General features: G+C 53.2%; 25 protein-coding genes. 3 read left to right on the forward strand and 22 right to left on the reverse strand.

Going from position 1 to position 23,414, the window contains the following annotated elements:
• Window positions 1-61: 61 nt before the first annotated feature.
• The 12 genes from Q399_RS0104025 to Q399_RS0104080 form a co-directional block, all read right to left on the reverse strand.
• The gene (locus Q399_RS0104025; RefSeq protein WP_037045529.1) at window positions 62-2,056 is read right to left on the reverse strand and encodes an LTA synthase family protein; all 1,995 of its coding nucleotides are present in this window, start codon (window positions 2,054-2,056) and stop codon (window positions 62-64) included.
• A gap of 172 nt (window positions 2,057-2,228) precedes the next feature.
• Entirely contained in the window at window positions 2,229-2,954 is a 726-nt protein-coding gene (locus Q399_RS0104030) for a hypothetical protein (protein ID WP_031565822.1), read from the reverse strand.
• Window positions 2,951-3,679 (reverse strand): FTR1 family protein, encoded by a 729-nt coding sequence (locus Q399_RS0104035; protein ID WP_031565835.1) that lies wholly within the window; start codon window positions 3,677-3,679, stop codon window positions 2,951-2,953. The genes Q399_RS0104030 and Q399_RS0104035 overlap by 4 nt, the downstream gene beginning before the upstream one ends.
• Window positions 3,669-4,067 carry a cupredoxin domain-containing protein gene (locus Q399_RS0104040; RefSeq protein WP_245612822.1) on the reverse strand — a complete coding sequence of 133 codons (399 nt, stop codon included), beginning with the start codon at window positions 4,065-4,067 and terminating at the stop codon, window positions 3,669-3,671. Before Q399_RS0104040 ends, Q399_RS0104035 begins: the two co-directional genes overlap by 11 nt.
• Window positions 4,058-5,374: a sensor histidine kinase gene (locus Q399_RS0104045; RefSeq protein WP_031565849.1), complete on the reverse strand. Its 1,317-nt coding sequence runs from the start codon at window positions 5,372-5,374 to the stop codon at window positions 4,058-4,060. Before Q399_RS0104045 ends, Q399_RS0104040 begins: the two co-directional genes overlap by 10 nt.
• Window positions 5,371-6,030 carry a response regulator gene (locus Q399_RS0104050; protein ID WP_031565851.1) on the reverse strand — a complete coding sequence of 220 codons (660 nt, stop codon included), beginning with the start codon at window positions 6,028-6,030 and terminating at the stop codon, window positions 5,371-5,373. Before Q399_RS0104050 ends, Q399_RS0104045 begins: the two co-directional genes overlap by 4 nt.
• Before the next feature lie 68 nt (window positions 6,031-6,098).
• The gene (locus Q399_RS0104055) at window positions 6,099-6,746 is read right to left on the reverse strand and encodes a tetratricopeptide repeat protein (RefSeq protein ID WP_031565854.1); all 648 of its coding nucleotides are present in this window, start codon (window positions 6,744-6,746) and stop codon (window positions 6,099-6,101) included.
• A gap of 4 nt (window positions 6,747-6,750) precedes the next feature.
• Window positions 6,751-7,554 (reverse strand): SDR family oxidoreductase, encoded by an 804-nt coding sequence (locus Q399_RS0104060; RefSeq protein WP_031565856.1) that lies wholly within the window; start codon window positions 7,552-7,554, stop codon window positions 6,751-6,753.
• Window positions 7,554-8,249, reverse strand: a complete 696-nt coding sequence (locus tag Q399_RS0104065) for an iron-containing redox enzyme family protein (RefSeq protein WP_031565858.1) — start codon at window positions 8,247-8,249, stop codon at window positions 7,554-7,556. Before Q399_RS0104065 ends, Q399_RS0104060 begins: the two co-directional genes overlap by 1 nt.
• Window positions 8,250-8,418: 169 nt before the next feature.
• A complete protein-coding gene (locus Q399_RS0104070) occupies window positions 8,419-9,906 on the reverse strand; it encodes an AMP-binding protein (protein WP_051685718.1) in 1,488 nt (495 codons plus the stop codon).
• Between the two features lie 11 nt (window positions 9,907-9,917).
• Window positions 9,918-10,640: a thermostable hemolysin gene (locus Q399_RS21385; protein ID WP_051685719.1), complete on the reverse strand. Its 723-nt coding sequence runs from the start codon at window positions 10,638-10,640 to the stop codon at window positions 9,918-9,920.
• 144 nt (window positions 10,641-10,784) lie between these two features.
• A complete protein-coding gene (locus tag Q399_RS0104080) occupies window positions 10,785-11,222 on the reverse strand; it encodes a cytochrome b562 (RefSeq protein WP_031565864.1) in 438 nt (145 codons plus the stop codon).
• 122 nt (window positions 11,223-11,344) lie between these two features.
• Between Q399_RS0104080 and Q399_RS0104085 the strand changes: the two genes are divergently transcribed.
• Window positions 11,345-12,055: a YebC/PmpR family DNA-binding transcriptional regulator gene (locus Q399_RS0104085; protein ID WP_031565866.1), complete on the forward strand. Its 711-nt coding sequence runs from the start codon at window positions 11,345-11,347 to the stop codon at window positions 12,053-12,055.
• A 55-nt stretch (window positions 12,056-12,110) separates the two neighbouring features.
• Here the strand turns inward: Q399_RS0104085 and Q399_RS0104090 are convergent, their stop codons facing one another.
• From Q399_RS0104090 to Q399_RS0104120, 7 genes are all read right to left on the reverse strand, one after another.
• Window positions 12,111-12,458 carry an AzlD domain-containing protein gene (locus Q399_RS0104090; protein WP_031565868.1) on the reverse strand — a complete coding sequence of 116 codons (348 nt, stop codon included), beginning with the start codon at window positions 12,456-12,458 and terminating at the stop codon, window positions 12,111-12,113.
• Window positions 12,448-13,164, reverse strand: a complete 717-nt coding sequence (locus Q399_RS0104095) for an AzlC family ABC transporter permease (RefSeq protein ID WP_031565870.1) — start codon at window positions 13,162-13,164, stop codon at window positions 12,448-12,450. The genes Q399_RS0104090 and Q399_RS0104095 overlap by 11 nt, the downstream gene beginning before the upstream one ends.
• Entirely contained in the window at window positions 13,157-13,690 is a 534-nt protein-coding gene (locus Q399_RS0104100) for a helix-turn-helix domain-containing protein (RefSeq protein WP_031565872.1), read from the reverse strand. Before Q399_RS0104100 ends, Q399_RS0104095 begins: the two co-directional genes overlap by 8 nt.
• 166 nt (window positions 13,691-13,856) lie before the next feature.
• Complete coding sequence (locus Q399_RS0104105) at window positions 13,857-14,264, reverse strand: type 2 periplasmic-binding domain-containing protein (protein WP_031565875.1); 408 nt, start codon at window positions 14,262-14,264, stop codon at window positions 13,857-13,859.
• Window positions 14,265-14,274: 10 nt separating this feature from the next.
• On the reverse strand, window positions 14,275-15,480 hold the full coding sequence (locus Q399_RS0104110) for a hypothetical protein (protein WP_031565877.1): 1,206 nt from the start codon (window positions 15,478-15,480) through the stop codon (window positions 14,275-14,277).
• Between the two features lie 121 nt (window positions 15,481-15,601).
• Window positions 15,602-16,015, reverse strand: coding sequence for a DoxX family protein (locus Q399_RS0104115; RefSeq protein ID WP_051685720.1), 414 nt, complete (start codon window positions 16,013-16,015; stop codon window positions 15,602-15,604).
• A 39-nt stretch (window positions 16,016-16,054) separates the two neighbouring features.
• Complete coding sequence (locus tag Q399_RS0104120) at window positions 16,055-16,729, reverse strand: nitroreductase family protein (RefSeq protein ID WP_031565881.1); 675 nt, start codon at window positions 16,727-16,729, stop codon at window positions 16,055-16,057.
• A gap of 151 nt (window positions 16,730-16,880) precedes the next feature.
• On the opposite strand from Q399_RS0104120, the gene yjjX reads away from it, so the two are divergent.
• Window positions 16,881-17,396 carry an inosine/xanthosine triphosphatase gene (gene yjjX, locus Q399_RS0104125; protein ID WP_031565883.1) on the forward strand — a complete coding sequence of 172 codons (516 nt, stop codon included), beginning with the start codon at window positions 16,881-16,883 and terminating at the stop codon, window positions 17,394-17,396.
• Window positions 17,397-17,702: 306 nt separating this feature from the next.
• Complete coding sequence (locus Q399_RS0104130) at window positions 17,703-20,081, forward strand: methyl-accepting chemotaxis protein (protein ID WP_169739299.1); 2,379 nt, start codon at window positions 17,703-17,705, stop codon at window positions 20,079-20,081.
• A gap of 122 nt (window positions 20,082-20,203) precedes the next feature.
• On the opposite strand, the gene Q399_RS0104135 is transcribed toward Q399_RS0104130, so the two are convergent.
• The 3 genes from Q399_RS0104135 to Q399_RS0104145 all read right to left on the reverse strand — a co-directional run bounded on the left by Q399_RS0104135 (window position 20,204) and on the right by Q399_RS0104145 (window position 23,381).
• A complete protein-coding gene (locus Q399_RS0104135; RefSeq protein WP_031565887.1) occupies window positions 20,204-20,995 on the reverse strand; it encodes a 3-keto-disaccharide hydrolase in 792 nt (263 codons plus the stop codon).
• Window positions 20,996-21,085: 90 nt separating this feature from the next.
• Window positions 21,086-21,688, reverse strand: coding sequence for a gluconate 2-dehydrogenase subunit 3 family protein (locus Q399_RS0104140; RefSeq protein ID WP_031565889.1), 603 nt, complete (start codon window positions 21,686-21,688; stop codon window positions 21,086-21,088).
• Window position 21,689: 1 nt separating this feature from the next.
• Window positions 21,690-23,381, reverse strand: a complete 1,692-nt coding sequence (locus Q399_RS0104145) for a GMC oxidoreductase (protein ID WP_031565892.1) — start codon at window positions 23,379-23,381, stop codon at window positions 21,690-21,692.
• Between the last annotated feature and the right edge of the window lie 33 nt (window positions 23,382-23,414).

A 23,414-nucleotide genomic window follows, 5' to 3' on the forward strand; every position in this document is an offset into this window, starting at 1 on the left:
TTACGCCACTGACGCTAAATCTGATCAGTCCGCAACACAAGCCTTTGCCTGTCAAGTAACATTAAGGTGCGACCGCTGGCGTTTCGCAGCGGTGCTCGCTTTTATACTTCCCTTCCCGATACAGATAAGATGGCAGCTGCACTTCGGCCAGCGCCTTTTCGTATTGCTGCCGGCTGGCTGGTAAATCACTCAGTTGCAGCGACTTTTTCGCCTCATCGTAGCTGCCGCGCACCACAGTGCCATCCGGTTTTAAGATGGTCAGGCCGTCTGGCTGCTTCAGCGCAAAGTATTGATCAAACTGAATAAGCGCCCGCCCCGGCGAGCTGTTATCGAGCGTCAGGTCACGGCCTGTCATCGGATGGCAGCTGCTGACACCCAGCATCGACAATAGCGTCGGCGCTAAATCAATCTGACTGCTCAGTGTATCAATAGTGCCGGCTTTGGTATCAGCACCTAAAATCAGGCCGGGAATGCGGAATTTCTCCACCGGAATGAGGTTAGAGCCGTATACGCGGTTGTCGTGATCAGCCACAATTAAAAACAAAGTATCCTGCCAATAACTGCTGTTGCGGGCTTTTTTAAAGAACTGCCCCATCGCCCAATCAGCATATTTCACCGCATTATTGACGGAATTTTTTGGCTCTTCATGTAAATCAATCCGACCATCCGGGAATTCAAAAGGCTCATGGTTGCTCGACGTAAATACCAGGCTGAAAAACGGCTGACCGGACTGCTGACGCTGCTGCTGCAGCCGGGTTAGCTCCGCATCGGCTTTATCAAATAAATCCTCGTCACTGGCGCCCCAGCTGGCAACGAATTTCGGCTTTTTCATCTGGTTGATATCAACGATTTGGCTAAAGCCATTGCCGGTAAAATAACTGCGCATATTGTCAAAATGCGCTTCGCCGCCATAAATAAACTGGGTGTGAAAACCAGCCGCTTTGAGTACAGACGCCAGCGTGGTGAAATTTTGCTGGCTGTTGGACAGCTTCACTGTGCTTTGTGCCGGTGTTGGGGCAAAACCGGCGACCACAGCTTCAATACCCCGTACCGAACGGGTGCCGGTGGCATACAGCTGATTAAACCAGAGGCCTTGTGTTTTCAGCTGTTCTAACTCAGGCGTGACCGGCACGCCACCGAGCGACTCGACAAAAGTGGCGCCCATACTTTCCTGTAACACAATCACCAGGTTAAGCGGTTTATCGCGCTGCACTGTCGCCTGCTGCTTATGCCATGTCGGCATAGCAGGATCATTGAACTGATACTGTTTTAGCCAGGGCCAGTCCCGCGCCTGCTGTAGCATCGTTGCTTCATCAAGTTTGCCGTACATCTCGGTCGAACGCGCTTCGTGGCGCAGGCTGTAGATGGCATAAAGCACGGAATAACCGGAGCTGATAATCAACGAATTGACCATCGCATCGGGCGTAATCGCAAACAAAGCCGGATTGGCCGGTCTGTGCTGTGTGGTCGAGCGGATACTGATAAACACCAGCACCACCACCAGCGGCCAGGTCAGCCATAATTTTTTATTCGAGGTACAGCCCTGCTGCTGCGCCACAGCGCGAAAATGCCGGGCCGCCAGAACCACCAGCAGCACCGTCAAAGCAGTGCCTAGCAGCAGCGGCACCCGAAAGCCATGCCACAAAGTGCTGAATACTTCTTTCGGGTATTTCAGATATTCGACATACAAACGATTGGGCCGGATATCGTATTGGAGAATAAATGATGGCGTGGATAACTCGATAAAAATCAATAAGGTGAGCGCAAACAAACACCAGACATAACTAAAACGCCGCCAAAGGGCTTTAAATCGGGACAGCGCCAGCATCGGTGCCAGCAGGAGCGGGACCACCAGCAATAAACCGAGCAAAATCAGGTCGGCGCGTACGCCCTGCACTAACATCCAGAGCGGATTGCCGGCAGCTTGCACCCGGTCCCATTGCCACAGCATCAGCGCGATACGGCTAAGGGTTAAACCAGCCAACGCCAGCAGAATAAAATGGGTAAAAACCAGATAAGGGCCGCTGATCCGGCTGAATAAAGACTGTTGTGACATCAAAACCCTGCAACTTATTTTGTTTTTCATCGGGCATTGTGGCGGTGGGATCTTAAAGAAACCTTAAGGCCCAAGCGGTGCGCGCCGCCACAAAAGTGTCACAAAACTTACCTAAATTAGCAGTTAACAGCAAGACTTTGCTGCACCGACCAGCACCAAACCGGTGCAATGTTTAAAACTCATACTCCAGAGCAAACCGCAGCGTGTTGTTGACCGTAGAAGCGTCAATCGCAAAAATGACCGCCAGTTCCCATTTCAGCATTTTCATCTGCTCAAATTTCTGTACGCCCATCAGACTGGGGCCGGCGCCTTTGTAATTTTCGCCGGCGTAAAACTCAAAGGCTGGCTGCAACTGCGGCAAATACCTATAGCGATATTGCAGGCGAAATTCACCCTCCAGCTCGTTTTCGATGTTATTCCCCCACTCATACACCGCCAGCGCGTTTAAAGTCAGGCTGGTTGGGCCAAATTCTTTTTCCATTAAAAGGCCTGTGGTAAATTCAAAATTGCCCAGATGGTTTTCCCGCTCCAGTTCAAACAACATGCCCCAGTCAGCACTGTATTGACCTTGTTCGGTCAACATCCAGCGCATCTCCAGTTCATAGCCACTGATATGATAATCATCCGGCGAGCGGCGTTCGGCCATCACATACAGCTCAAGCGCCAGCCGGTCCGCGATGGCGCGACCATAACCAAGTTTTTGCGCCATATCGTTGTCGTTCTGATGCGCGTTTTGCTTCTGGTACACATAACGATATTCAAATTCCTGTTCATACGGCTGCACATAAGGATGATAGACTTTGTCTACAACACGGCCATCGGCGAGCACTGGCTGACAAAAACCAGCACATAGCACAAACAATATCGTGAACAGGCCACCGGAAAAAATACGGTTCATGATTTTAACTCCCGCTGGCGCAGCGCCAGTAACACAAGCAGCGTCAGGCTCCAGGCCAGCAGCTGGCCCTGGCTGGGGCTGGACTTGTAACCCAGCAACGCATTAAGAAAATAACCGAGCTCTGAGCTCTCATCGATCCACAGATGTTGCGACCACACCGGTGCCGCGCCGCCCAGCCAATCCATCTGATGCAGAATAAACACCGCCGCACTGATTTGCCGTGCCGCACTGAAACACAACAGCACCGCAGCGACCTGCCGCCAGTGCCAGCGCAGTTCCAGCACCAGGTGGTACATCAGCACCGCAATACTAAGGCTGATACCACTGCCAAGCGCAGCGCCCAACCACAGACTCTGGCTGTCATCAAGCTGGCGCGGATACAAAAATAAATACAACACCAAATTACTGCCATTGACCAATAACAACGCGACCACTGCCGCAGCAGCTAACCATTGATGCTGCTGCTTCTGCAGCAGGAGCGCCGCGATAAAAACTGCACAGAGGCCATAACAGCAGGCATACCAGAATTCCAGCCCCTGCCCGTCCAGCAGTTCCGCCAGCCAGCTGTATTGACTGCTTTGCAACACCAGCAAAGGCGCGCCGAGCAATAACACCCGCAGCAAAATAGCGCGCATCGCCGCTGGATTAGCCGCCAGCAGCAAACTCAGCAACAGCACCACCGGCAATAATTCGCGCAGCAGCAATATTACGGTATTAATCAGCATCTTTGCCTCCGGCCTGCAGCGCCTGCCACTGCGCTTCCGGCAGTGCAATCAGCTGGCCTTTGGCACTGTCCGGATTATATTCACCGGTAAAGGGATAAGTGCCGGGCTGCAGCGGACCGACAAACACCACACCGCTGCTGTTGCCTAAAATGACTTTCTCCCGGTTCATTGAGAAGCTCTCAAACTCTTCCGGGTTCGGGTCCTGGTTATGGATAATGATTTTGACTTTTTTGCCGGCCGGCACCTGTAAAGTACTGGGGCTAAACAGATGATCTTTCAGTGTCAGTTCGAATACCGGCAGATTGTCGGCAAAAAGCTGCGCCGGCCAACACAGCAGCATCAGCACTAGCTGAAAATAACGCCGGGGCAGTGTAGGTTTTAATGACACAGCGGCAACTCCAGCGTCACAGCCAGGCCACCAAGCGCCGAACGGCCAAGCGCCAGCGTGCCCTGATGCAACAGCGCGATATCCTGCACTATGGCAAGGCCAAGCCCGCTGCCGGGCTGACCCGACTGATGCCGGTCACCGCCCACCCGATAAAAACGTTCAAACACGCGCGAATATTCCTCCGCAGCTATCCCTGGGCCCGAATCCTCGACCACTAACCGGGCCTTTTGGCCTTCCTGCTTTACGCTCAGCTGGATTTGGCCTTGCTCCGGCGTGTATTTGCTGGCATTGCCAAGCAGATTCACCACCAGTAATTTTAAGGCAAAAGCATCACCATCCAGCCACACCGACTCATCCCCTTCCAGTGCAACCTGTTGTTGTCTGCGTTCAATTTGCGGGTACAAGTCTATCACCACTTCGCGGCACAGCGCGGCAAAATCCAGTCGTTGCAATTTGGCGGAAAAATGCGCCGGATTGGTGCGGTTCAGCAGCATAATCTGTTCAATCAACGCGCTCATCCGGCTGACGCCATCCTGCAAAGCAGGCATGATCCGATCCGGATCAGCCAGGCCCGCTTCCTGCCAACGCTGCTGCGCATTATGTAAATTGACCTGTAATACGGCCAGCGGCGTACGCAGTTCATGCGCCACATCGGCGGCAAAACGTTTTTCTCTGGCAAAAGCATCATCAAGACGCGCCAGCAGCTGATTGGTACCGCTTAGTACCGGGTCCAGCTCTGTCGGTGTTTGCTCGAGTTGCAGCGGCGTCAAATCATCAGCTTTTTTTTGTGTCAGCTGGCGTGTCAGCTCCAGCAATGGTTTTAAACCACGGCCGACCAGCAGCCAAATCAGCAGCGCCTGCAGCGGCAGGCTCAACACCACCGGATAAATCGACGCCAGCACCACCTGATCAGACAGCGCCAGCCGGTCCTGCAGCGGTTGCGCCACTATCACCGTCAAATCATCGATACTCTGTCGAAATGTTTGCCAGCGTTTGCCGGCAAAATTTTGCTCGCTATAACCGTCGGCGGTGCTCAACAAAGTTTCGGGGGTTTGCGCACTGTGATACACCAGCTGACCACCTTGCCATAGCTGAATGGCGTTGGCTTCAGCCAGCGTCGACGTGCTGTGCGGGTCGTCCGGTAAATACGGTGCCAGTACGCTGGCGGCTAAAGCTTTGAGGTCATCATCAAACAGTTTTTGCGCCTGGGCGCTGCTCAAGCGGTAACTTTGCAGCGCGGCTAAAAAACTGGTCAGCGTCAGCAAGGCGATTAACAAAGTCACCAGATAACGCCGGATGGAGGTCATGCCACGCTCACACTGTAACCGACGCCACGCACGGTTTTGATAAAGTCTTTTGGCAGTTTTTTACGTAAATTCGAGATGTGTACTTCCAGCGCGTTACTGGCAACTTCTTCGCCCCAGGCGTACAAGCTGGCTTCAATTTGCTCGCGGGTTTTGATGCGGCCGGCGGATTCCAGCAACAGTTTCAGCAACACATATTCGCGGCGGGACAGAGTTAAAGCTTCACCGTCAACCTGCACCTGATGTGCAGTGCTGTCGAGCACTACGTTGCCGACAGTGATGAGATGGCTGCTCGCAGTGCCAAGCCGGCGTTCAATCACCCGTAAGCGGGCAAAGAGTTCGGGTAATGCAAAGGGTTTGACCAGATAATCGTCGGCGCCTAAATCCAAACCACGGATGCGGTCATCGACGCCGTCGCGAGCGGTGAGCACCAACACCGGTAGACGCGGGAATTTATGCCGGGTTTGTTTTAACACATCCAGGCCATCGATATCCGGCAGGCCTAAATCCAGCACTACAGCGTCACAATCGCCACTGCGAATACTGGACAATGCGGCCGCTCCGGTACTGACATGGTTGACGGCAAAGCCCTGGGAGCTTAGCGCCAGCTGCACACCTTGCGCCAGCGCCTGATCGTCTTCTACCAGTAATACCCGCATCCTTTCTCCGTATTTATACTCGTCATCTAGCCAAATCTTTAATGATGTTGGGTAGATGTGACTGACAATTATTTTTTCAGCTTTTTCTGCACTTTAGCCAGCAAGTTAGCAATTTCCTGCTGCCGGCCGGCATCAGCACTTTCACGACCCGGCCGCGGCGCGGCTGCTTTAGCAATTTCAAGATAACGCAAAGCCTGTGCCCAGTCGCGTTTTCCTGCTAAATAATCGGCGTAAAAGTAGTTTGGATCAATCCCTTGTGGGTTTTGCTCCAGTGCTTTTAACAGTAATTCTTTGGCTTTTTTGTTGTCACCAAAGCCAATAGGCCAGCCAGGTACTTTGGCGTACAACACGCCGAGGCTGGTATATGCCGAGCCTTGCAATGCGGTCGGGTCCAGTGTGATGGCTTGCTCTAAATCGGCTTTCGAGCCTTCCGCCACCGACAAAGCACCTAAGCCGCCTTTGGCATTGGCGTAGCTCGATTTGATGATCCCGCGCCAAATCAGGGCTTCGGCTTTATCCGGATTGCTGCTGACCACTTTGTCTGCACTTGCCAGCAGTTCGGCAAAGGCTTTTTCGCGGTCATCTTCCGGCAAGCTATAGTTCACTTCGGCCCAGCGGTCCTGCAGCGGTTTGATATCCGCCAGCACGTCGGCCAATACGCTCGAGCTCAGTAGTAATGTCACTGCAGCAAATAAAGATTTGATCTGTGTTTTCATGGGATTAAGCCTCTGAATGAGAAAGTTGGGCGTACCGACGGATCACGGCCAGCTTGGCGGCCAGTGCTTTGTCGACAATACCGGGAAAAATCGCATTGACCCGGACAAATAATTGCTCAGGCCAGCCGACAAAACGCCGGGCCTGCCCTTGTTGAATTTGCTGCAACAGTGCTGTTGCGACCAGTTGTGGGCTATCGCTTCGATTACCCAGTTCGCGGTTCATCGCCACTACTGCATCACTGTTGATGGCGGTATCAGTGGCGCGTGGCGCGAAGTACAATACTTGCACGCCAGTGTCCGAAAGCTCACGTTTCAGCGCTTCAGTAAAACCGCGCAGGCCAAATTTGCTGGCGCTGTAGCCGCTGAAACCCGGATAGCCGATGCTGCCAAAGGCCGAACCGACGTTGACAATCAGCGCTTCAGGTTTGCGCTGCAGTTCAGGCAACAAAGTTTGTGTCAGTAACATCGGCATCAATAGGTTAGTACCTAGCTGTGCGGCGAAATCCTGCTGCGCCACCAGACCAAACTGGCTGATACCAGCGTTATTAATCAGCACATCAATGCCTTGCAGCTCGCGGACAAAGGCCAGCAAGTCCTGCCGGTCCTGTGTTTGCGTTAAATCGGCGCTGAAAATCTGATGAGCAGCCGGATATTTAGCCACCAGTTCTGCCTGCAGCGTTGCCAACCGGACTGTGTTGCGTGCCACCAGCACTAAACGGGCACCAGCCGCGGCAAGCTCAAGCGCGATGGCCTGACCGATACCGCCACTGGCACCGGTCAATAACACCGTTTTGCCCTTGAGGTTCATCACACTGCCTCCGCTGTTGCAGCCACGGCCAGTTTGGCAATGCCATGCTCTGGCGTCAGAGTGCGGAAAATATCGCCATACAAGCGGTAGAAACGCTTAGCCGCATGGATAATCACCGCCTGGTCGGCCGGGTCGTCGATTTTATCCATCAGATTTTCATAAAACTTAATATGGTCCTGGTCTAGCGCTCCGTGCGATGTCAGATAGCTGAACGCTGATTTTGGTAACTGCAGTTTATTGGCGATAGTTTCGGCGGCGTTTTCAGCCAGCGCTGTCGACGTGCCTTCGAGCACCAGCACCATGCCAAAAAAACCAACCGGATTTACCCGGCGCACTGTGTCATAGGCATAAGCGACCATCATCTCAGTGGCAAAGGACGGCGTGCTGCGACGGGCCATTTCTTTGTCGTAGCCGGTACGCTTGATGTCGTTTAAGATCCACTCCTGGTGACCTAACTCTTCTTCGATATATTCCGCCACCGCTTCGCGCAGCCATTCTTTTGCTTCTGGCAACAATGCACCAACACTCATCAGTAGTGGCACTGTATGTTTGACGTGATGATAAGCCTGGGTCAGAAATGCCACATAGTCATCGCGGCTGATATCGCCATGAAAACACCGGGCAATGATTGGGGCGCCCAGCAGGTATTGACGGTCTTGTTCGGTCGCTTGTAATAAAGTCTGGTAAAAGCTCATAAATCACTCCGATACAGCGGTTGTCCGCTAAAAATTTGGTTCAGTTGTTCAGTTCGTCCCGTATACCCAAAATCATTGAAGGTGCGGCTAGGCGGCAAGTTTGCGAGTCCCGGGAGCATAGCGGCCTATGTGACCGGGGCGAGCTAACGCAGCCAACACCGCCGCAACTTCAAGGATGAAGGGGATACAAAGCGGCAATTTGCTGTTGATACCTTTGCATAATGGCGGCGCGGCGTGGCCGGCCATTGCTGGTTAAAGTACCTTCGACTTGTGATAAAGGCGTGGTCAGGCGGTGATAACGTGCCACGCGCGCATAATCCGGCAATTGCTGATTGACCCAGTCGATATAATCACTAAGCTGGGTATCGCTGACCGTTGGCGCGGCGTACAGCACGGCCACACAATAGGGTTTGGCATCGCCACACAGCACAGCCTGTAGCACCAGACCGGTTTTGGTCAGCTCGCTTTCCACCCATTCCGGTGAAATGTTGCGACCAAAACTTGAGATCAGTAAGTTGTTGCGCCGGCCCAGAATTTGTAAATCACCCGCTTCAGTCCACTGGCCTAAATCGCCGGTCGCGACCCACTCATTCTGCTCAGGAGTGTTCTGCCCCAGATAACCCAGAAACGGTGTTTTCACCTGAATTTCGCCCTGTTCAAGCCGTACTTCCAGATGTGGCAGCGGTTTGCCGGCGCTTTGTAATTCATCATCTGTGGCGTGCGCGGCATCGACACTGCAAAGCGCGACCACTGAGCCACATTCACTTAAGCCATAGCCTTGATAAACCGGTAATTTCAGCGCTGCGGCCTGGCGCAAAGTATCGACCGCCACTTTGGCACCACCGACAGCGATAAACTGCAGACTGGCCGGCACCGGCCAACCTTTTAACGCCGCCTGCACCAACAATTGCAGTAATTCCGGCACCAAAATTAGGCTATTGGGCTGGGTTTGGCTGATAAGGCCCAGCAACTGCTGTGGATTAGCCAGACTACTGCCGGCAAAACCCCGGCCGGCGTCCGGCATCAGCAGCACTTCGCCACCGGCCAATAGCGGCGCATACACACCGGCGATATTTTCCAGCAGTAAAGACAGCGGCAGCAGGCATAAATGCCGCGGTTGGCTTTGGTCCTGCAATTTTGGCGCAATGCGCATAACCAGGCTTTGCGCGGTATTCAGCTGAGTTTGTGCCGACAGACACACGCCTTTGGGCTGACCGGTTGAACCTGAGGTAAAAGTAATTTTTTGCGCGCCGGCTGGTACCGGCAGCGCCTGTTGCTGCAGAGTGGCCGGGGTCTGGTACAGATAAAAACTGCGGCAGCGGCCACGTAAAGTAAGACCAAGCTGCGCTGCCCACTCTCCTGGTACTTCGCGGTCCGACAATAAAAACTCAGGCCCCACCGCACTTAAAACATGCGTTAACTGGCCCTGACTGGCAAACAGCGGCAGTGGCACTAATAGCTGTTGGCTATTGAGGCAGGCGATATCTAACAACACCCAGTCCAGGCTGGTATCGGCCCACAACACTAAGCGGCGGGCAGACAGATCCTGCAATAACTGCTGCCATTCGGTTACGCCGGCGGCAATCGCCAGCTGGTCCAGAGTTTGCCCACTGACTAAATCAGTCAAACGTGCGCCTGAAGGGATATTTAACTGCATCAGACTTCCCCTTAATGACCGGCTTGTTCAGACAAACTGGCGCCTGCGCTTTGCAATAAAGGCAGAAAACCACAAAGCATTTGCTGTAACTGCGGCTTGGCCATAATCAGCTGGTAAGCCGCTGCTAAATCCAGCTGGCAAACCTGCGGATGACGCTGGTAATAACTGCCCCAATCGGCGGCAGCATCACCTAAGCGGCTTGGGTCGCCCTCTGCCAGCACGTTTAACTGCAGACCATGGCGGCTCAACATTGACATCACGGTCGGTGTGGCACAGCACACCAGATGACGATAGCCCTGCTGATACAGCGCCACAGCCATGGCGATAAAGAGTAATAAGGTTTGTTGCCGGCCACTGGCATACAGATTGCCAATCTCGGCGACCTGAGCACGCTGCGTCTGGATACCGGCACCGGCCAGCACTGTACAGATATCTGCATCAAGGTATTGTTCGACAAAAAGACGTGGTGCCAGACCACTGCGGATACCGAGTACGGCCTGCCACTGACCATGCAGCGTGACTGCCAGCAGATGCGGCATAAACTGGCTGATGCGGGCGTCATAGGCCGCGGCAAAACCGCCGGCGATGAATTGCTCCAGACTGTGACGACCAGCGTGGTTGCGGTCGCACCACAGCAGCTGGGCCTGAGATGATTCGGTACCGGCAGCCTGGCTCTCTTTAAAGGCCAGAGGTGGCAGATATTCAACCGGGGACAGCGTTACAGCAGCAGTCATTTCAACCTCTCCACAGGTCTTGTTTGATGATGCTGATTCTGGCGGGGGAAACTTAAAGCAACCTTAAGGTTAATTAAGGTTGCTAAATTCATAGATGAACTATATCAACGTATTGAAATAAAAAGAATTTAATTTGAAATAAAATCAGCCGCCAAAAATTAACTGCCAGAACGACGGGCTTCTTTCTTTGTGATACTGCTTTTTCAGCGCATCAACTTCGGCCAGCAGTTGTTTGGCGTGGTCGAGGTTCTGCTCAGCCAGCGCGCCTTGCACTAACACTAATTGCGCCGCAACTTTGTCCAGCCCTTGCTGAAACACCTGCTGTTTTTCCGGCGCAAACTGATAAGCCTGCACCGACGCGGTTAAATCAATAAGCGCCTGTACTTTGGCTTGCATGGTTGGCACATCAGCTGCCTGCATCGCCTGCTTAAAATTCAGCCCCATCTGTTTCATCGTCGCTTCGACATCAGTGGTCGGCACTACTGTGGTTGTCACCGGTTCTTCGGCCAATACCGGTGCCGGTTGCATTAAAAGCCCGCTGAACAATACCGCGGTACAAGCAAAAAACTGCAGCCCTTTCATAACTACTACTCCGAAAAATGGTGCGCCAGTTTAGCACAGTTGTTTGCTCTGTTGCCTCAAAGGGGCGGATTGGCTAGACTACGGCGGTTTTTTCCGACGTTAATCAAAGTGAGAGAGCAGCCATGGGCGCGCAATGGAAATCCAAACACAAAGCTGATGCCGCAGCGGCAAAAGGCAAACTTTTTACCAAACTGGCCAAAGAAATCATGGTCGCGGCGCGCAATGGTGCAGATCCGGCAATGAACGCCAAACTGCGCATGGCGATTGAAGCCTCACGCAAAGCGTCGATGCCAAAAGAAACGCTGGAACGCGCGATTAAAAAAGGCGCCGGTTTACTCGACGGCCCGGTCAACTATGAACACGTCGTTTACGAAGGCTTCGCGCCACATCAGGTGCCGGTAATTGTCGAATGTCTGACCGACAACAAAAACCGTTCAGCGCAAAGTATGCGGATTTTATTCCGCAAAGGTCAGCTCGGTTCTTCTGGTTCTGTCTCCTGGGATTTCAAACGCTTAGGCCAGATTGATGCCTCACCGGTCAACGCCGATGCCGACATTGAAATGGCGGCGATTGAAGCCGGCGCGCAAGATTTCGAACCAGGTGAAGACGGCGATGCAGTGTTTTACACCGAAATGACTGACCTGGACCTGGTAGCCAAAGCGCTGCCGGAATTTGGTTTTACCGTGTCAGCTGCCAAACTGATTTATAAACCAAACAACCCGCTCAGCATGTCATCGCTGTCCGCCGAAGCTTTGGCCGAAGTTGAACACTTCCTCGAAGCCATTGAAGACGACGACGACGTCCAACACGTTTATGTCGGCCTTGGCGAATAAGCCTTCACTCCATATCTGAAAAGCCGCCGCAAGGCGGTTTTTCTTTCTTTATTTGTTACATACTCAGCAGCGCCAATACCGACACCAGTCCAAACACACCAACTCCGGCGCAGACCGGCCAACCCAGCGAGCGGGTGCGCCGCCAGACCAATACCGTCACGACACTTGCCAGCACTGTCGCCAGCCAGCCGCTGGCGGTTTCACTGACCGGGATCAGCGACACGCCGAGCATCGCGGCAATCATGGTCGGTGCCAGCACTGTGAGCCACAATGGCATCGCTTCGCCCTGGCGCACCGGGTCGCGCCGGCGCAAATGACGCTGCATCCATAGCAACGGCAGCATGCGCAGTAAAAGAGTACCGGCTGCACAGGCCAGTAATGTCAGCCAAATTTCAGTGCTCATGCTGTGCCTCCGTGCGGGTTGCCTGTTGTTGCAACAGATAAAACACCACAGCACCGCACAGAGCCGCCAGCGGGATCGCCAGATTGCTGTGGCCGGCCAGCTTCAACGCAAGCGCCACCAGTGCCGTGCTGCCCAAAGTGCAGGTCCATTGCCAGGAAGTAAAACGCGGCGCCAGCAGCACAATAAATAAAGCCGGCAGCGCAAACGGCAGCACTTGCCCGAGCAGCGGCCAGCGTGCGGTAATTTCTGCCCCGGCGACTGCGCCAAGCGCGGTGCCGGCTATCCAGCTGCCCCAGGCAATTAAAGCTGCGCTGCAATACCAGCCGAGACGCTGTGACTCCAACAACTGCGGCAAGCGGGTATGCGCCAGGGCAAAAATCTGATCGGTCAGACCATGCATCAGCCAGGGCCAGAGCCGGCCTGATGGCAGATAAGGCGCCAGATTTGGGCCATACACCACATGGCGGGCATTAATCAGTAAAGTCATCACTATCACCAGCCACAGCGGTGCGCCGGCTGCGACCATGGCAATAAATAAAAACTGCGAGGCTCCGGCATAAATCAGCGTCGAAATCAGCACCGCCGCACCCGCGGTAAAACCGGCCTGCACCGCGATCAGGCCAAAGGAAATGGCCACCGGAATATAACCACCGAGTAGCGGTAAGGCATCACGCGCACCCAGTCGCCAGGCTGAGATGTTACTCATCACACAGTTCCTTCTGTTGATACACAATGGTCAGCAACGCCGTGACCCAGTGCTCACCACTGCGATACAAATGCGGCACATCGGCAGCAAACTGATGACTGTCGCCGGCTTTGAGCCGTTTTATGCTGCCGGCAGACCCCACTTCGAGCTCGCCGCTGATGAGACAAATCATCTCAACCGTGCCCTTGGCATGCGCTTCGGCCTGTCGTTCAGTATGCGGCGCCACAGACATCCAATAAGCATCCACTGCAGGCCGATCTTTGCCCTGATCCAATAAACGTACCTGCACACCGGCATCACCAACCAGCGCAGCTACCGGCGCAATTAAATTGCCAAAAGGCACACCAAGCTGCAGCGACAGCCGCCAAATGGTATCCAGCGTCGGGTTGCCGGCGCCCTGCTCCAGCCGCGACAGATTCGATTTAGCAATACCTGCCGCTGCCGCCAGCTGCGACAACGACAACCCTTTGCTCACCCGCAGGCCCTGAATATGCCGCCCCAATGTTTGTAAACTTTGCGGATCCACGCCATTGCCCTTTTACTGTTACAGCCGAATTGTTCCTTATATGGAACGTTCTATATAAAGAACAACCTACTGTCAAGATCAACGAATGGCTTTTGGACCGCCAGAAATAGCAACAGGAGCTGAAATCAGCTCCTGTTTTAATGACCGACGAAATACTACTGCGCCGCTAAAACTTCAACGCCACTTTGACTGAAGCGTCAACTTTGCTGGCGTCAACATACCCAATCACCGATGGATTAGTCGCGACCAGTTTCAGCATTTCTTCATCACTGCCAATTTCTTTCGGCGGTGTGCCTTTACCGGTAAACACCAGTTTCGACCAGTAGGCTTTAAGCTGACTTGACGATTTTTTCAGTACCGCATCGTTGAAGGCACTACTGGCCGGCGCTGCGTCCGCCAGCGCCAATGGCACGACCGACTGGCCGTCGGCAAAAGATTTTTCCCGGCCGAGGAATATTTTCGAAATGGTCGCTTCGTCCAACTGGTTGTTGTTCGAAGGATGCACTATCACAGCGACTTCAGCCAGGGCCAACTGACAAAAAAGTAAGCTACTGATTATCAATAATTTTTTCATCATGCTCTCCTCAGAACACCAAATCGATGCCAAATGATAAGATTTTATAGTCGCCAACCGCAGCTCTGGTATCAGTGCCGCTGAAATAGTCGGCTTTGAAGGCGGCACTGGGGTGGAAGTCATAACGCACCGACAAACCGACGCCATCAAACTCACGCTGACCAAAAGCGTTATTGATGCCTTTACCCGTGGCCAGTAAGGCCGGATGAGCCACACCGTTGAGGAAATCATGGTCCGGCGACTGGGCATAATCTTCGGTATGCACCGTCAATACCACGTTGTCAAACCGCCGGCCGAGCGCCAGATACCAGGACTGGTTGGCTGCATCAGTTGAGTCTTTCACCACATAGTCAACAAACTCAAAATCCAGCAGCCAGTTATCGCGGTCGATCGCAAAGCCGCTGAACCAATAAAAGGCGTCTTTGTTATCCCAACCGATTCGCGATTTAAAATCCGCAATCTGTCCGGCAGTCGCGCCGGTTTTACTAGCAGCACTGATGCCAGCGGCAGCCAACGGAAACACAGTACTGTTATCGATACTGGTACCATCAATCTGCGCAGCAAAAACCCCTCCAAACAGCTGCCACCAATCTCCGGCCAGCGTGGCATTCGCGCTGATGATATTGTCCATACCAAAATCGACAAAGGTGTTGGTTACCGCGCTGAAGGATTCACCGGACCAACCGCCAAATAACACTTTGGTAGACAGACTGTAGTCGCCAAGGTTGTATTGGCTGTCCAGCGCGACCCCTTCAATGGTACTGAAATCAAAATCGATGTAGACGGCTTTGGGCAAACGCGAAAAATTGTGGGCGTAGCCAACTTTTTCGTATTCAGACTGATGGAAGATCGGGTTGGCGAAACGGCCGGCGCTTAGCCTGTGTTTGTCGTTGAACTGGTAACTGAGGTAAGCCCAGCGCGCTTCGACTTCAAAGTCACTGCGACCTTCACCAAACAGCTGCACTGTTGCCGACAGCCCTTCGCCGAGATCGGCCTGCGCCTGCAGCGCAAACAACGACTCCGGATTAAACGACAATTCGCCTTCTTCAAAACCGGGAAACGGCTCCAGCCCGCCATCGCTTGACACCGAAGTGCCGCGTATCGATGCAAAGCCATTCAGAGTGATCTCGGCCAGTGCGGTGGCCGGCAATAACGCCGTGACCAGCACCAGCCCGAGTGACCGGAATGATTTATTAGCCAATATAATAGGTTTCATCTCTATCCTGCCTTTTTTATGAAATATCCTTCAAGCGTAGCTGAAGCAGCAGGCAGCATAGAAAATTCGTTTAAAAACAGCTGTAAAAACGTGTTTGACCGCAAAATGCAGAGTCAGCGCCTCAGAATCGGGGCTGTTGCTGCTGTCGGTAAGCGCGAAGGCCTGTTAACGCCAGGCAGACAATTAACAGCACACTGTATTCCATTCCGTTGCGGCCGGCACCAACAACGAACCAGCCATAAGGCGCATGAACCAACAGCAATCCCGTCGTATAAATGCCGATAAAGCCCAGCGACAAAGGCCAGACCCACTTGCCGGCGGCGTAAAGCACAGTGGCCATGATTTCAAAACCGGTGACAGCGGCAGCAAGATAAAATCCGGCTGGCAGGCCCTGCGTCTGTAACCATTCGCCAAAAGGCACCACACCGCCCCCCAACAACCGGGCCCAGCCATGTGCAGCCAATAAGCCGGCCAGAGTTAGTCGCAACAATGACCACAATAATGGGTCCAGTTTGTCGGGCCTGTTGTTGTACATCCTTTGCTCCTATACCGTCATGGGCTGCTGCGGGTTCTGTTACTCCAGCACAGTACAAATATGCGCAAATGGTTTTTTCTTCAGCGCATGCGCTGGCACTGTCGCGTCATCGGCCGGGTAACCCAATACCAGTAACATATAAGGCCGGTCATTGTCGTTATCACGGTCACAAATTTTACTTAAGAAACTCATAGGCTTGGGCGTATGCGTCAGCGACACCAGCCCGACCTCATGCGCCGCCTGAATCAAAAATCCGGTCGCAATCCCCACAGATTCATGCACATAGTAATTGGTATCGCTGTCATTGTTGTCGATGCCGCCGCGTTTTTGCGAAAAAATCACAATAAGCCAGGGCGCAGTTTCGAGGTACGGTTTATGTGCGTCAGTCCCTAATGGTTTTAACGCGTTCAGCCATTCTTCGCCGGCCCGGCCACTGTAAAAACCTGCTTCCTGCAGTTCGGCCTCCTGACGGATTTGTTTTTTTACCGCAGGGTCACTGATGGCGACAAAATGCCAGGGCTGGTGATTGGCGCCGCTTGGCGCACTGGCTGCGATTTGAATTAACTTTTCGATGACCTGACGCGGCACCGGTTTGTCAGAAAAACTACGGATAGTATGGCGACGCTGCATCAACTCCAGATGCGCACCGGCACGGCGTTGCAGCTCTTCAGCGTTATATACAATAAAATCAGTCAGCGGATATTGGGTTTCCATCAGAGGGCTCCGGCATGTGGATGAATCAGGGTAAAATTAATGTAAACACAAAGTAACTCAAAACTGAAATCCGACCATTCAATGCAGGCTAAATGCAAGTCAGCCGCCCAGTCGGTATACTCGGCATTTTTCGTTCAGAAGGAAGTCCCCAATGTCCTGGCAAATCGCTGTCGCCTCCACCAATCCCGCTAAAATCAATGCAGTGCGCGACGCTTTCACTATCGCTTTTCCGGACAGAAGCAGTGAGGTGGTTGGCTTTAAAACAGAATCCGGCGTGGCAGCACAGCCGATGAGCTCAGCGGAAACTTTACTCGGCGCCGACAACCGCCTGCACAATTTACAACTGCAACAACAAGCCGATTTTTATGTCGCGATAGAAGCCGGGTTAGACGAAGGCATGACATTCGCCTGGATCCGCATCAGCGATGGCAAACGTGAAGGCCGCGCCCGCTCCGCATCTTTGCAGCTCCCACCAGTAGCTGTGCAGCGTTTAGCGCAGGGCGAGGAGCTTGGCGATGTGATGGACGATTTATTTGGCACACAAAATATCAAACAAGCCGGCGGTGCTATTGGCTTGCTGACTCAACATAAACTGAGCCGCAGCAGTGTGTATCAACAGGCGCTGATTTTGGCGTTGATCCCGTTCTTAACACCTGAGTGGTTTTAACAACAGGCCATTTTTGTATGTCGCACCATACTGGTGCGCTTCAGTCCTGACGAAAATCTTCCAGAGCAACCATCCTTTTAATATCAGAGTTCCCAGGCGGTTTGCTGCCAGTGTTGAGCGCCGTTTTTAATCTTCTAACCGCCACTGGTCGGTCGTTTCCAGCATCTAATCGCAACCTGCCCAAACAGACTACGACCTTGGTCTGAAGTCATGCCGCCGTGGCATATCCATTGCTCTGTTGGCTTGCACAGATAAAACACCCGCACAGCCGGGCGAATGAAAACAAGCACAAGACTGGACCTGTTGATGAAGATTTCCCTACACACCAAAATGATTACTGCTGGCACCTTGCTGGCTTTTGTCCCGGCTCTGCTGCTCAGCATTTTACTCAGCATCAAAGCCGTGAATCAGGGCGCAGCCGCCTTACAGCAGGCTGCAGAACAAAAACTGACCGCCACCAGAGACTCTACCGCCCTTCATGTCGAGGACTATCTGGCAACCATTGAGGATCAGGTCGTAACCTTTGCCGGCGACTTAATGGTACAGGAAGCCTTGACCTCTTTTAACAGCGCATTTAACGCCTACCCGGCCGCAGTTCCAGCCAGCGAACAGGCAACGCGCACCAAAGCAGTGCAGCAGTATTATCAGCAACAATTTGATCGCCGGTACGCGGAATTGAACGGCGGCAAAAGCGCTGCACCTGATGCTTTGCTGCAAAGTACAGCAACACTCAGTGTCCCGCTGCAATACCGGTTTATCGCAGCAAACCCCGCGCCACTTGGCAATAAAGATCAGCTCATCGATAGTAAAGAAGACAATGCCTATGGTATAGCGCACCGCAAATTTCATCCGGCTTTACATGCTTATCAGCAAAAGTTCGGTTATTACGACATTTTTCTGGTCGATGCCAAGAGCGGCAACGTGGTGTATACGGTTTTCAAAGAACTCGATTTTGCCACCAACCTCAACAACGGCCCGTACAAAGATACCGGACTGGGTCAGGCCTACCGGGCGGCCGTGAATGCCAAAGCGCCTGGTGAGACTTACATTACTGATTTTGCGCCTTACCTGCCCTCTTACGACGCACCGGCGGCTTTTATTGCCACGCCGGTTTTTGTCAATGAACAGCTCAGCGGCATCCTGATTTTTCAACTGCCGGTCGATCGCTTAAATAATGTGATGACGCACAACAAAGCCTGGGCAGAGACTGGTTTTGGCGCTACCGGAGAAACTTATCTGGTCGGTGCTGATTTAGTTATGCGCAGCGATGCACGCGGTTTGCTGACGAGCAAAGACGCTTTTATCAGCCAACAGCTGGCCGCAGGCCTGAGTCAATCCGCAGCTGACGCAATCACGCTGAAAAACACCACGATAGGCTTGCTGCCACAACGCAGCAAGTCGGTCGAACTAGCCTTCACCGGCCAATCCGGTGTCGGGCTTTTTAGCAAAACAGATGGCAGTGCCGTCTTTGCTGCTTATAAACCGCTGCAAATAAATGGACTGCAATGGGTGATCATTTCTGAAATGAGTGCAGAGGAAGCGCTGTTGCCCGTTCAGGCACTCAAACAAAGCATTCTGCATAATGCCGTGCTGGCCTGCATCGGCGCACTTTTCGCCGGCGCTTTACTCGGTTGGCTGTTCGCCCGCATTCTGTTGAAGCCTGTTCTGTCAATGCTCAATACTGTCAATGACATCGCGCAGGGCGAAGGCGATTTAACCCAGCGCCTGGATGTGCGGGGGCACGACGAGCTCGCTCAGCTATCTGCCGGGATGAATGCCTTTATCAGCCATATTGACGGCACCTTTTCTGGTGTTCTGAAGTCTGTGGTACGGTTAGTGCCGATTTCTGAGGACCTGAATCAGGTCAACAGCCAGCTCGCATCAGCCACCTCAGAACAACGCCGTCAGGCCGACGCAGTAAACCTGCGGTTGCAGGACACGCATGCTGCCACACAACAAGTGGATACTGAACTGCAAGCGATCCGGGAAGCCGCCGGTGACGGTAATGCAGTGGTTGCGGTCAGTCAGCAACGCGTCAGCGAAGTAGCCACTTCTACTGCCGAACTGCTGCAACTCATCGACTATTCAGTCGAGGCAATAGAAAGACTCAAAGGTGACACCGACCGTATTGTGACTGTTGTAGATGTGATCAAAAATATCGCTGCACAGACTAATCTGCTGGCGCTGAACGCCTCCATTGAAGCCGCCCGCGCTGGTGAGGCTGGCCGCGGTTTTGCCGTTGTGGCTGACGAAGTCCGCTCACTGGCGGCGAAAACCCACCAATCAACCGAAGTGGTAACGGGCATGGTCCAGGCGATCCAAAGCGGTACTCTGGCTGTGGTGCAACTGATGGAACAAGGCAAACAAAATGCAGATCTGTCCAACCAGCATATTGACGCAGCCATTGAGCAATTAAACGCCGTCACCCGCGCCATGGCGCATATCAATGCGAAAGTCGACAGTATTGCCGGGGCTATTCATTCGCAACAGGACAACTTTACTCAGGTCACATTTTGCTATGAACAAATGGAACAGAGTTTTGCAGATTCCAGTCAATGCAGCGAACTGGCGTTTAGTGTTGGCCAGGATGTGAAAAAACTCGGCGACACCCTGATGCAAATGATCCAACGCTTTAAGGTCAGTGATAACAATTTGTCTGTAAAACGGCGGACAAAAGCACGTTGAATTTACTCAAACCGGTTTATCAGCAACACCGGCAGAATTGCGTTACAGGATGAGCCATGACGCTCAGCGCCAGACTCAGCACTTCGACGTCAGGGGGCTACATAGCCCCCCGCTCTGTATGATTACAACTTACGTACCCAGATATTGCGAAAGCTGACCTTGTCGCCATGGTCTTGCAGTTTCAGTGGCGCACAGCCATGTGGCTGTTGCTGCGGCGGACCAATCCATTCGGTCGTCCCCAAAATTTCCGTATGGTTTTGCAGCAACACGCCGTTGTGCAGCACTGTGACATATCCAGGGCTCAGGCGTTTATCACCGTCAAAGCGCGGCGCTTTGTAGATGATGTCATACACCTGCCATTGTCCGGTTGGTTTGGTCGCGTTTACCAGCGGGATGGTTTGTTTGTAGACGGCGCCAGCCTGACCATTCGGGTAAGTCGGGTTTTGATATGAATCCAGGATTTGTACTTCATACTTGTCCTGGAAAAAGATCCCGCTGTTGTTGCGCATCTGACCGGTTTTCGCCGGATCTGCCGGTGGCGACTGCCATTCCAGATGCAGCTGGATATCACAGAAGTTCTCCACAGTTTGGATATCACCACTGCCAGGCTTGACCGTCATCACGCCGTCTTTCAGTTGCCACTTCGCCGCGCCGCCATCTTTCACCGAACGCCAGGCCGACAAATCTCTGCCAAGCAAAGCGATAGCATCCGAAGGCACGTTCTGTTGGTCAAAGCTGACAACTGCCGGCACTGGCGTCCAGACTTCAGTGCGGGCGGCCTGGGCGTGGCGCTCGGCGTCGGTCATTTTGGCCAGTTCCGCCGCTGTTGGGAAATTGCCGCTCGCTGCCTGAGAGGCTGGCGCCACAACGCTGAACACCAGCGCGGCGCTGAATAAAACCGATAATTGCTGCATAAAAAACTCTCACAAAGTGATTCGGTGCGCTGCTAAAAACAGCGCCTTCTGTTGCTATAAAACCCAGGCTATAAAAACCAAGGCCGGCCATTAGGTCGCCCAGGCTTTATCGCCTTTTTTATATGGCATCGCGCCGTCGTAACGGCCCGGTACTGCGACATAGCGCAGCACTTCAGTAGCACCCACTTTGGAGGTGAAAAACACAAAAATACTCAGCTGTTTCAGCAAGGTAAAATAGTGCGGTTCGATGCTGGCATCACCTTTGCGGTTTGACACGTTGGTGCTGTCATTGCTGGCAATTGCCGCATTGCGGGCACTGGCGTCTTTGTCGAGCTGCGTCAGTAAAGCTGTGCGCTCGGCAGCGGTCAGCTGCAAAAAATCCCGCTGATATTGTTGTTTGCAGCTTGCCTGCAGCGCAGCAAGCCCGGCAACAAACAGCGCTTGTTGTTTGGCGTCATAACAATCCTGCACCATCACGGCCATCTGCGCGCCGCAGGCCGCGTCTTTTGCGCCCGGCGTCTCTGTGCGCGGCAAAATGGTTTCGGCAATTTCATCCAGCAGCATAATGTCGCCAGCACCAAATAAAGCTTTGCTGGCCGATGTGGTTTTGACGCCTGCAGCCCAGGCCTCACCACCGACAAAAGCCAGGCCGGTGGCGGCGGCGATCATTTTTAACAGGTCACGTCTTTCCATCTCAGAGTTCCCCTTTTTTCAGTGCTTCGACGGCAAAGTTAGCCGCACGCGCAGTCAACGCCATATAAGTCAGCGACGGGTTGACGCACGACGCCGATGTCATACAAGCACCATCGGTGACAAACACGTTAGGGGCGTCCCACACCTGATTATTGGCGTTCAGCACAGACGTTTTCGGGTCGCGCCCCATCCGTGCCGTGCCCATTTCGTGAATACCCATGCCCGGCGCGTAATCGCCGTTATAACCATGTACGTTTTTCACGCCGGCGGCTTCAAAGAACTCCACCGCATCCTGCATCATGTCTTTACGCATGCGCAGTTCGTTGGCTTTCATTTCCACGTCCATCGCCAGCACCGGCAGACCCCATTTGTCTTTGACTTTCGGGTCGAGGAAAATCCGGTTGTCATGGTGTGGCAGCATTTCACCAAAACCGCCCATGCCAATGGTCCAGTGGCCGGGTTCGGTCAACGCCGCTTTTAAGTCGGCGCCAATTGCCAGCTCCGCCACATCACGTCGCCAGTTCTCGCGGCTAGCCGAGCCCTGATAACCAAAACCCCGTAAATAATCGCGTTTATCACCGCCCCAGTTGCGAAACCGTGGCACGTAAAAACCAGTCGGCCGGCGGCCAAAATGGTATTTGTCGAGGTAACCTTCGACTTCACCGTAAGCACCAACGCCTAAGTGGTGGTCCATGACGTTGCGGCCAAGCGCATTACTGCTTGAACCTAAACCACCTTCCCAGACGTCTGTCGCTGAATTCATCAAAATCCAGGTGGAGTTAAAAGCCGACGCGTTTAAGAAAATGATTTTGCTGGTAAATTCAACGGTTTGATTAGTTTCACTATCCAAAACTTCGACGCCACGGGCGCGTTTTTTGTCTTTGTCGTACAGCACCTGAGTCACAATCGAGAATGGCCGCACGGTCAAATTGCCGGTTTTCATCGCGACCGGCAACGTTGAGGACTGAGTACTGAAATAAGCGCCAAACGGACAACCCAACCAGCATTTCGCGCGGTATTGGCAGTTGACGCGGTTTTGTTCAGGTTTTGGCTGGGTGATGTTTGCCGTGCGACCACAAATCAGCTGACGGCTGCCACCAAAGGCTTTTTTGATGCGCGCCGCCACATCTTTTTCGACGATGTTCAGCTCAAAAGCCGGCAGATACTGGCCGTCCGGTAACACATCCAAGCCGTCGCGATTACCGGAAATACCGGCAAAACGCTCTACATAATCGTACCAGGGCGCCAAATCGGCATAACGGATTGGCCAGTCCACTGCCACGCCCTCTTCCAGGTTGGCGGTAAAATCGCGCTCGTTGAAGCGATAACTTTGCCGGCCCCACAATAAAGAGCGGCCGCCCATGTGATAACCGCGATACCAGTCAAAGCGTTTTTTCTCAGTGTAAGGCGAGTCTTTTTCGTTGGCCCACATGCCGAAAGTACTTTCATTGAGCGGATAGTCACGTTTAAGAACAGGGTAATCTTGTTTCATCTGTTCGGTCGGCCGATCGCGGTGTGGGTAGTCCCACGCCTCTTTCATCGCGTTGGTGTAGTCTTTGATATGTTCGATGTTGCGGCCGCGTTCGAGCAGCAACACTTTTAAGCCTTTTTCGGTCAGCTCTTTCGCCGCCCAGCCACCGCTGATGCCGGAGCCGACGACGATAGCGTCGTAATGATTTTGCGCAGTTGTCATCTGTTTTACCTGTGATCTGTTGTGTGAGCGCTC

This window comes from Rheinheimera texasensis DSM 17496 (assembly GCF_000711985.1).
Taxonomy (GTDB): Bacteria; Pseudomonadota; Gammaproteobacteria; order Enterobacterales; family Alteromonadaceae; genus Pararheinheimera; species Pararheinheimera texasensis.

Bases quoted from the DNA above. Each gene is read 5' to 3' on its own strand.
- Q399_RS0104025 (WP_037045529.1), bottom strand. From the start codon at position 2,056: ATGTCACAACAGTCTTTATTCAGCCGGATCAGCGGCCCTTATCTGGTT.
- Q399_RS0104030 (WP_031565822.1), bottom strand. From the start codon at position 2,954: ATGAACCGTATTTTTTCCGGTGGCCTGTTCACGATATTGTTTGTGCTA.
- Q399_RS0104035 (WP_031565835.1), bottom strand. From the start codon at position 3,679: ATGCTGATTAATACCGTAATATTGCTGCTGCGCGAATTATTGCCGGTG.
- Q399_RS0104045 (WP_031565849.1), bottom strand. From the start codon at position 5,374: ATGACCTCCATCCGGCGTTATCTGGTGACTTTGTTAATCGCCTTGCTG.
- Q399_RS0104050 (WP_031565851.1), bottom strand. From the start codon at position 6,030: ATGCGGGTATTACTGGTAGAAGACGATCAGGCGCTGGCGCAAGGTGTG.
- Q399_RS0104055 (WP_031565854.1), bottom strand. From the start codon at position 6,746: ATGAAAACACAGATCAAATCTTTATTTGCTGCAGTGACATTACTACTG.
- Q399_RS0104060 (WP_031565856.1), bottom strand. From the start codon at position 7,554: ATGAACCTCAAGGGCAAAACGGTGTTATTGACCGGTGCCAGTGGCGGT.
- Q399_RS0104065 (WP_031565858.1), bottom strand. From the start codon at position 8,249: ATGAGCTTTTACCAGACTTTATTACAAGCGACCGAACAAGACCGTCAA.
- Q399_RS0104070 (WP_051685718.1), bottom strand. From the start codon at position 9,906: ATGCAGTTAAATATCCCTTCAGGCGCACGTTTGACTGATTTAGTCAGT.
- Q399_RS21385 (WP_051685719.1), bottom strand. From the start codon at position 10,640: ATGACTGCTGCTGTAACGCTGTCCCCGGTTGAATATCTGCCACCTCTG.
- Q399_RS0104080 (WP_031565864.1), bottom strand. From the start codon at position 11,222: ATGAAAGGGCTGCAGTTTTTTGCTTGTACCGCGGTATTGTTCAGCGGG.
- Q399_RS0104085 (WP_031565866.1), top strand. From the start codon at position 11,345: ATGGGCGCGCAATGGAAATCCAAACACAAAGCTGATGCCGCAGCGGCA.
- Q399_RS0104090 (WP_031565868.1), bottom strand. From the start codon at position 12,458: ATGAGCACTGAAATTTGGCTGACATTACTGGCCTGTGCAGCCGGTACT.
- Q399_RS0104095 (WP_031565870.1), bottom strand. From the start codon at position 13,164: ATGAGTAACATCTCAGCCTGGCGACTGGGTGCGCGTGATGCCTTACCG.
- Q399_RS0104105 (WP_031565875.1), bottom strand. From the start codon at position 14,264: ATGAAAAAATTATTGATAATCAGTAGCTTACTTTTTTGTCAGTTGGCC.
- Q399_RS0104110 (WP_031565877.1), bottom strand. From the start codon at position 15,480: ATGAAACCTATTATATTGGCTAATAAATCATTCCGGTCACTCGGGCTG.
- Q399_RS0104115 (WP_051685720.1), bottom strand. From the start codon at position 16,015: ATGTACAACAACAGGCCCGACAAACTGGACCCATTATTGTGGTCATTG.
- Q399_RS0104120 (WP_031565881.1), bottom strand. From the start codon at position 16,729: ATGGAAACCCAATATCCGCTGACTGATTTTATTGTATATAACGCTGAA.
- yjjX (WP_031565883.1), top strand. From the start codon at position 16,881: ATGTCCTGGCAAATCGCTGTCGCCTCCACCAATCCCGCTAAAATCAAT.
- Q399_RS0104130 (WP_169739299.1), top strand. From the start codon at position 17,703: ATGAAGATTTCCCTACACACCAAAATGATTACTGCTGGCACCTTGCTG.
- Q399_RS0104135 (WP_031565887.1), bottom strand. From the start codon at position 20,995: ATGCAGCAATTATCGGTTTTATTCAGCGCCGCGCTGGTGTTCAGCGTT.
- Q399_RS0104140 (WP_031565889.1), bottom strand. From the start codon at position 21,688: ATGGAAAGACGTGACCTGTTAAAAATGATCGCCGCCGCCACCGGCCTG.
- Q399_RS0104145 (WP_031565892.1), bottom strand. From the start codon at position 23,381: ATGACAACTGCGCAAAATCATTACGACGCTATCGTCGTCGGCTCCGGC.